This window comes from Myxococcus sp. CA039A, assembly GCF_013336645.1.
GTDB lineage: Bacteria > Myxococcota > Myxococcia > Myxococcales > Myxococcaceae > Myxococcus > Myxococcus llanfairpwllgwyngyllgogerychwyrndrobwllllantysiliogogogochensis.
The window spans coordinates 1-7,921 of record NZ_JABUMQ010000427.1; the positions used below are offsets into that span (position 1 = coordinate 1).

Sequence of the window (7,921 nt, forward strand, 5' to 3'; positions counted from 1 at the left end):
CACCACCCCCTCTTTGGCGCCCCCCGCTCCGACACGTGTCTGGAAGCAGCCGCGCGCGGTGGTGGTCCGTCATGCCACGGTGATGCCCGCCACCGGCCCGGCCATCGAGGATGGCGCGGTGGCCTGGGTGGACGGCAAGCTGACGGCGGTGGGGCGTAACGCGGAGGTGACGACACCTTCGGGCGCGGAGGAGGTGGATGGCACCGGCCTCTACGTCACCCCGGGCATCATCGACGCCCACAGCCACCTGGGCGTCTACGCGACGCCGGAGACGTTCTCCACGGGCGATGGCAACGAGGCCACGGCGCCGGTGACGGCCGAGGTCTCCGCCGAACACTCGTTCTGGCCGCAGGACCCGGGGCTGCGGCGCGCGGCGGCGGGTGGAGTCACGGCGCTGCTGGTGCTACCAGGTAGCGCCAACCTGATTGGTGGCCGGGGCTTCCCGGTGAAGCTGCACTTCGGACGGTCGGCGGCGGAAGTCCGCTTCCCGGGCGCGAGGGACGCGCTGAAGATGGCGTGTGGTGAGAACCCCCGGCGCGTCTACGGCGAGGGCCGCAACGTGGCGCCGTCCACCCGCATGGCCAACGTGGCGGGCTACCGGCAGGCGTTCGCCCAGGCCCGCGAGTACATGTCCAAGCTGGAGGAGTGGGCGAAGAAGAAGGAGAAGACGCCGGACGACGCGGGCCCCGCGCCGCTGCGCGACTTGAAGCTGGAGACGCTGGCGGAGGTGCTGCGCGGCAACATCCTGGTGCAGAACCACTGCTATCGCGCGGACGAGATGGAGGTGATGCTCCAGGTGGCGGAGGAAGCCGGCTATTCGATTCGGGCCTTCCACCACGCGCTGGAGGCCTACAAGGTCCGCGACAGTCTGGCCGCGAAGGGTGTTGCCGTCGCGACCTGGGCGGACTGGTGGGGCTTCAAGCTGGAGGCGTGGGACGGAATCCCCGAGAACGCCGGGCTGGTGTCGCAGGCGGGGGGCAAGGCCGTCATCCACTCGGACTCGGGCTTTGGCATCCAGCGGCTGAACCAGGAGGCCGGCAAGGCGATGTGGCGGGCGCGGGAGTCCGGCGTCCCCATTCCCGAGGAAGAAGCGCTGCGCTGGGTGACGCTGAACGCCGCGTGGGTGATGGGCGTGGAGGGTGTCACCGGTTCGCTGGAGCCGGGGAAGATGGCGGACGTGGTGCTGTGGAAGAACCACCCGCTGAGCGTCTATGCGAGGGCGCAGCGCGTGTGGGCGGACGGCGTGGTGACGTTCGACGCGGGCGCGGGTGCGGTGGAGGCGAGCGACTTCGAGGTGGGGGAGCTGGCGGCGAGCGCCGCGAAGCTGGTGGCCGCTCCCGCGCCGACGCCGTCCCTGGCCGACCTGGGCCTCGTCGCGCGCTGCGATGTCTCGAAGGAGCGCGCGTGCGCGGAGCTGGTGCCGCAGGGGCAGGAGGCGTGCACGGTGTTCCAGGGCGTGACGGCCTTCACGGGCTCGGCCTGGGTGAAGGGCGCCACGGTGGTGCTGGAGGGCGGCAAGGTGTCGAGCGTGCGCTCGCAGGGCGAGGGCGGCGCGCCCCCCGTGGGTTGCCGGACGGTGGACGGCAAGGGGCGGTTGTTGACGCCGGGCCTGGTGGACCCGCTCACCTCGCTGGGGTTGGTGGAGGTGGGCGCGGAGGTGTCGACGCAGGACGATGGCCTGCGCGGAGACGCGGCGAAGCGGGACGTGCGCGCGGCGTTGGTGTCGGCGGACAGCCTCAATCCAGCCTCGGCGGTGTTCCCGGTGACGCGGTTGGGCGGCGTCACCAGCGCGGTGACGGTGCAGCACGGAGGGCTGGTGGCCGGGCAGAGCGCCTTCGTGGCGACGGACGGCTCGGTGCGCCGCGCTTCGCTGGCGATGCACGTCAACCTGGGCATGGGCGGACGGGATGCTGTATCGGGCTCGCGCGCGCTGGTGCTGGAGCGGCTGCGCGAGGTCTTCTCCGACGCGCGTGAGTACGGCCGCCGCAAGGGTGACTTCGAGCAGCGGCGCATGCGGGACGTGGCGGCGAGCCGGCTGGATTTGGAGGCGCTCCAGCCGGTGCTCGCTGGCACGTTGCCGGTGGTGGTAACGGCGCAGAAGGCGTCGGACATCCGGGCGGCGCTGGGGCTTTCGCGCGAGTACAACCTCAAGCTCGTCATCGCAGGAGGCAGCGAGGCGTGGATGGTGGCGCCGGAGCTGGCGGCGGCGAAGGTGCCGGTGATTCTCCAGCCCACGCAGAACCTGCCCATGGACTTCGACCGGCTCAACAGCCGGCTGGACTCCGCGGCGCTCCTGAGCCGCGCGGGTGTGAGGGTGCTGTTCTCCGTGCTGGGCGAGCCCGCGATGGTGCGCACGCTGGCGCAGGAGGCGGGCAACGCGGTGGCCTGGGGCCTGCCGCACACGGATGCGCTGCGCGCGATGACCTCCAGCGTGGCGGACGCGTTCGGCCTGCCGGTGGGGAAGCTTTCTCCCGGCGCGGTGGCGGACGTGGTGCTGTGGAACGGCGACCCGCTGGAGTCCGCGTCGCGGCCCGTGGGCATGTGGCTGGCTGGGCGGCAGGTGCCGCTCGTCAGCCGTCAGCAGGCCCTGTTCGAGAAGCACCGCGTGCTGCCCGCGAAGTAGCGCGGGCCTGGACGTACGACGGCGGCCGCCCCCAGGTGAGGACGGCCGCCGCGTTCAAATCCATGGACCCAGGGGGCGCTAGTTGCCCTCGAAGACGCCGATGGCGCCCGCCACCCACTTCTTCGTGGTGGTGTCCTGGTAGCCCATGAAGCCCACCAGCATCCGCCGGCCATCTCCCGAGGCATCTCCCTGGATGTCGCTGATGCGGGACATGCCGTACTTGCGGCCGAAGTCCGTCAGGCCGTAGTTGATGATGCTCCCTCCCTTGAGGCGCGACAGGCCACCGCCCCACGACGCGCCCACCCAGATGCTGCCGTCGGACGGGTCCAGGCCGATGGCGGACAGGTGCTTGTCCACCAGCCCCGAGCCCGCGCCCATGTGGCCCAGCACGGTGCCATTCGCGTCGATGTGCACCAGGCCGTTGCCGAACGAGCTCAGCCACGCCGTGCCGTCACGCGCCACCACCGCGCCGGAGATGTTGTCAGGCACGCGCTCATTGGGCTTCGAGTACTCGGGCTTGGCGTCCGGCCACAGGTCCAGCTTGTTACTGCTGTCGTTCTCCGAACCCGTCTGCGAGCGCCAGAAGTTGCCGCCGTTGGTGCCGTAGCGGAAGCGCGTGGTGCGGTCCGAGCCGCCGAACCAGACGTCGCCGCTCGGGTCCACCGCGACGCCGTAGTAGGCGTCCGTCAGCAGAATCACGCCGCCCTGCGCGTTGTACGCGTTGATGTGCGGGTGCACGTGCTCGAAGACGCCGGAGCAGTTGAGCTGGCCGTTGCACATGGGCGCGCCGTCGAACTCCGCGTTGCCGCGCGCGAAGCCGTGGTTGCCGCCGAACCACACGCTCGCCTTGTTGTTGCCCAGCGCGTGCTTGTCGTAGCGGATGCGCAGCACGTTGCAGATCTTCTCGCGCCCTCGGGGCTCGGCCGCCACCACGTTGGGGCCGGAGAAGATGTCGTAGTGCACCACGTCCAGCGTGCCGTCCGAGTTCAGCATCACCTTGTCCGCGTCACCGCTCTTGTAGCGCGCCGGGTCCGGGCTCGGCCCGTCCCAGTTGTTCTCGCAGTGCTCGAAGCCCTTGCCCGGCATGCCCTCGTAGCCCACGAAGACGGTGCCAGACTTTCCACCCGCCACGGAGATGACCTTCAGGTACTTGGCCCCCGGGGGCGTGCTGCCATCCGCCATGAAGCCGTAGGGGCGCAGGCCGTTCTCCATGCCGTAGCGCACGAGCCTCTCCGCGCCGCGCTTGAGCAGGAACAGGCCCTCCTCGCCGCCGGCCACCCAGACGTTGCCGCCCTCGTCGGCCGTCACGCCGTAGACGGCGACGGGGCCGCCCTGGTCCGCGCCGTAGAAGCGCCAGCCCGCGGGCGTCGGCAGCGGCGGAATCTCCACGTCCTGGCGAGGGTCCGTCGGAGTCCCGCCGTCCGTGGGAGTGCCGCCGTCTGTCGGAGTCCCCGAGTCCGGCGTCTCCGTGGGCGTGCCCGAGTCGGGAGGCTCCGTGGGCGTGCCCGAGTCTGGCGTCCCCGCGTCGGGGATCTCCTCCGGCGGGCCCGGGCGTCCAGGCGGAGGGCCCGGGTCATCCATGCCCGGGTTGTCCTGCTCCGAATCGTCGCCGCTCTTGCTGGAGCCGCAGCCCACCACGGTCCACATCGCGCCCGCCATGACGAGCGCTCCTGCCCAGCGCCATCCCCGCGTCATCCGAACTCACCCCACGAAAACCTGGGCCGCCCCGGATGGGCAGCCTTCCGGGGCCTCTGCATCGCAAGGCCGATGCCAGGGTTGGCTGCCGTTCCAAGCGGGACTCCGTCCGGTCCCGGACAGCCAGTGGGAAGCACAATCCCCAGTCTGGGAAAGTCGCTGTCCCGAAGACCCCCTCATTCGTGCTAGTGCCTTCCGGAAATGGGTGGGAACGACGCACGCGGTCGCACACCGTTGTCCTTGGTGGGGCAGGAGCCGGACCTCCTGTTCTACACACGCCAGGCGACCGAGCACGGTGCGCCCGTGTTGGTATTGGGCGCCGCCAACGGCCGGGTGGTCTGGGCATTGGCCGAGCACGGCTTCACCGCCGTGGGCGTGGACCCCTCGGAGGTGATGATTCGCTCCGCCGAGGAGCGCCGCGCCTCGGAGCCTCCGGAGGTCGCCAGCCGCGCCCGCTTCCTCGTCGCGGACCTGCGCTCCATCCGCCTTCAGGAACATTTCCCACTGGTGCTCGCCCCGCAGCACGCGCTGGGGCTGATGCCTGGCAATGATGACCTGGAGGCGTTCCTCTCCACGGTGCGCCACCACCTCACCCCGGGGGGCACCTTCGTGTACGACGTGCTCAACACGCCCCGCGAGCCGGTGCTGCCGCGCGATGACGAGGAGCCCAACGCGGGCCTGGAACCGCGCCGGCCCCTGTTCGCCCTCCACCTGCGCGAGCGCAAGCAGCCGGGCGTGCCCAGCCCCATCCGCCGCCTCAAGCTGCGGCACTTCTCGCCGGAGGAGCTGGACGCGGCCCTCACCGGCGCGGGCTTCATCCCGCGCGAGCGCTACGGCCGCTTCGACGGCAAGCCCTTCGACCTGGAAGACTCGCGCCACATCGGCGTCGCCGGCCCGTGAGCACGGGCGGAGTGCTCACTTCTCGAAGCGGTAGCCCAGGCCCCGCACGGTGACGAAGTGGCGGGGCTCCTCCGGGTTCGGCTCGAACTTGAGGCGCAGCTGGCGCATGAAGTTGTCCACCGTGCGCGCGCTGCCTTCGTAGTGGTAGCCCCACGCGCCGGACAACAGCTCCTCGCGGGTGAAGGTCCGCTCCGGGTGCGCGAGGAAGTGCGCCAGGAGCTTGAACTCCTGCGCCGTCAGCTCCACCGGCGTGCCGGCCTTGGCCACCGTGCGCGCGTTCATGTCCACGCTGACGTCGCCGAACGTCACCGGCGGCGCGGCCCCGAGCGTCGGGTAGCGCCGGCGCAGCACGGCCTTGATTCGCGCCAGCAGCTCCTGGAGCCCGAAGGGCTTCACCACGTAGTCATCCGCGCCCAGGTTGAGGCCCAGAATCTTGTCCGTCTCCATGCCCTTGGCGGACAGCACGACGACGGGGGTGTCCCGGCCGCGCTGGCGCAGCTCCTTGAGCAGTTCGAAGCCGTTGAGCTCCGGCAGCATCAAGTCGAGCACGACGAGGTCCGGGGCCTCGTCCAGCGCGCGCTGGAGCCCCGTGCGCCCGTCCTGGGCCTGGAGCACCTCGTAGCCCTCGAAGCGCAGGTTCATGGACAGGCCGGCGAGGATGGACAGGTCATCCTCCACCACCAGGATGCGGCGGGTCGTCTCGCTCATGCCTTCTGCACCGGCAGGTGGATGGTGAACCGGCTGCCGCGGCCGGGCTCGCTCTTCACGGCGATGCGTCCGCCGTGAGCCTCGATGATACGCCGGGCGATGGCCAGCCCCAGCCCACTTCCCTCCGTCTTCCGGGTCAGCAGATTGTCCACCCGGTAGAAGCGCTCGAAGATGCGCTTGCGTTCCTTCGGAGCGATTCCCACGCCGTTGTCCTCCACCGCCAGGTCCACCCATCGGCCCGAGCGGCGTGCGCTCAGCTCGATGCGTCGGTTCGTTGGCCCGCTGTACTTGTAGGCATTCTGGAGCAGGTTGAGCAGCGCTCCCGCGACGGCTTCCTTGTCCACGTCCACGCGCGGCAGCCCCTCGGACACGTCGACCTTCAGGTCCACGCCGCCCTCCAGACGCTGCGCGCGGAAGGCGGCCACGGCCGTGTCCACCACGTCCATGACGGGCATTGGCTCGCGCTGGTACACCTTGCGACCGCCTTCGATGCGGGACCAGTCCAGCACCCGCTCGATGAAGACGGACAGCCGCTCCGTCTCTCGCGTCAGCAGGGTGAGCACCTCCTGCATCTGCGCCGGGTCCTTCAGCCGCCCCAGGGCGAGCGTCTCGATGAACATGCGGATGGAGGTGAGCGGCGTGCGCAGCTCGTGGCTCACCAGCGACACGAAGTCCGTCTTCATGCGCGACAGCCGCGCCTCGCGGTAGAGCACGCGGCCCGTGTAGACGACTCCGAACGTCAGCGTCAGGTAGAACAACCCCAGCAGCACGCCGTACACGGCGCGGTTGCGCGCGGAGGCCCGGGCGACGGGGTCCTCGCCGGTGGGCAGCACCACCAGACGGAAGTCTTGAAGCGGAGGCGACAGCACGCGCTCGGCCAGCACTTGCGGCCCCAGCGCGCTGGCGCGAGCCTGCGCCACCTCCGACACCAGCTTGCCCATCAATCCGCCGCCCTCGCTGCTCTCGCGGGGCACGGGCATCAGCGCGAAGCGCACCGGCTCGCTGGACACCGCGCGGGGCTCCACACGCTCCGTCAGCAGCAGCTCCAGGGCACGCACGGACAGGCGCACGCCGCGCACGATGTCGCCCTTGCGCTCGGCCACCACGACGACGGAGCGGCCTCCGGCGGACAGCGAGAAGACGGTGGGTACTTCAGGCAGCGACCCGACTTCTGGCATGACCGCGCCCAGGGCCTCCATCAGCAGCGGGTCCTCCGTGAAGGTGCGGCCTCCCTCGAGCTGGAAGGTGCCGTCGGGCTCCGACAGGATGCGTCCATCCGGCGCAAGCAACTGGAGCCTGCCGCCTTCCTCCGCGAGCTTCGCGGCGGACAGCTCCTTGGGCAGCTCCTGGGACAGTGACTCCAGCGTGCCCCGCCACGCGGACTCCAGGCGCTTCTCCACCGCGGCGCGCTCATTGATGATGGCCACCACGCCGAAGCCGGACAGGCCCGCGGACGGCAGCACCACCAGGATGATGAGCAGCGCGAAGGTGCGTCGGAAGCTGAGGATGACGGAGGGGGAGCGGGACACGCCCCTCTCCTTTACTCCCACCCGGCGCTACACGCTCGTGGCGTTTCGCCCGGGCGGAGGGGCTCGACTGTTCGCCACCCGCACCCAGGGAGGGGAAGGAATCGACTTCGGAGGCCTTCTGATGCAAGCATGGCCGGCTCGTGGGGGCGGCGAGCGACCAGGGCCGGGCGCCATTTCCCCTCCACGACACGGCGCGGCATTTCCCAGCGATGAGAGCAGTGGGCGGCATTCTCGTCGGGAACCGCGAGGAGGACACTTCATGAGACGGCACGTTCTGGCCGGTGTGGTGGCGGCGCTCGGGCTGATGGCTTGCGAGGACTCGTCGACGGGTGGCGGGTGGAGCAACGCGTCGGGCTCGGTGGCGCTCAGCCGGGATGATGCCTTCCTGTACGTGGTGGACGCGGACACCGGGGTGCTCGCGGTGGTGGAGACCGCGCGTGGGGAGAAGGTGGGTGAGGTGAAGGTG

Annotated in this window: 5 protein-coding genes and 1 pseudogene; 3 read left to right on the forward strand and 3 right to left on the reverse strand. The window is 70.5% G+C overall.

From position 1 onward, the window contains the following. Positions 1-2,623, forward strand: a 2,623-nt coding sequence (locus HR086_RS42280; RefSeq protein ID WP_217442173.1) for an amidohydrolase family protein, incomplete at its 5' end; no start/stop codon positions are given. A gap of 78 nt (positions 2,624-2,701) precedes the next feature. On the opposite strand, the gene HR086_RS42285 is transcribed toward HR086_RS42280, so the two are convergent. Then, positions 2,702-4,282: a hypothetical protein gene (locus tag HR086_RS42285; protein ID WP_254626694.1), complete on the reverse strand. Its 1,581-nt coding sequence runs from the start codon at positions 4,280-4,282 to the stop codon at positions 2,702-2,704. Between the two features lie 279 nt (positions 4,283-4,561). Between HR086_RS42285 and HR086_RS42290 the strand changes: the two genes are divergently transcribed. Then, the gene (locus HR086_RS42290; protein ID WP_246137849.1) at positions 4,562-5,218 is read left to right on the forward strand and encodes a bifunctional 2-polyprenyl-6-hydroxyphenol methylase/3-demethylubiquinol 3-O-methyltransferase UbiG; all 657 of its coding nucleotides are present in this window, start codon (positions 4,562-4,564) and stop codon (positions 5,216-5,218) included. Positions 5,219-5,233: 15 nt separating this feature from the next. Here the strand turns inward: HR086_RS42290 and HR086_RS42295 are convergent, their stop codons facing one another. Next, entirely contained in the window at positions 5,234-5,926 is a 693-nt protein-coding gene (locus HR086_RS42295; RefSeq protein WP_141649042.1) for a response regulator transcription factor, read from the reverse strand. After that, on the reverse strand, positions 5,923-7,455 hold the full coding sequence (locus HR086_RS42300) for a cell wall metabolism sensor histidine kinase WalK (protein WP_141649041.1): 1,533 nt from the start codon (positions 7,453-7,455) through the stop codon (positions 5,923-5,925). Before HR086_RS42300 ends, HR086_RS42295 begins: the two co-directional genes overlap by 4 nt. A gap of 259 nt (positions 7,456-7,714) precedes the next feature. Between HR086_RS42300 and HR086_RS42305 the strand changes: the two are divergent. Continuing rightward, positions 7,715-7,921 (forward strand): annotated as a pseudogene (locus HR086_RS42305) (hypothetical protein); the annotation flags it as partial.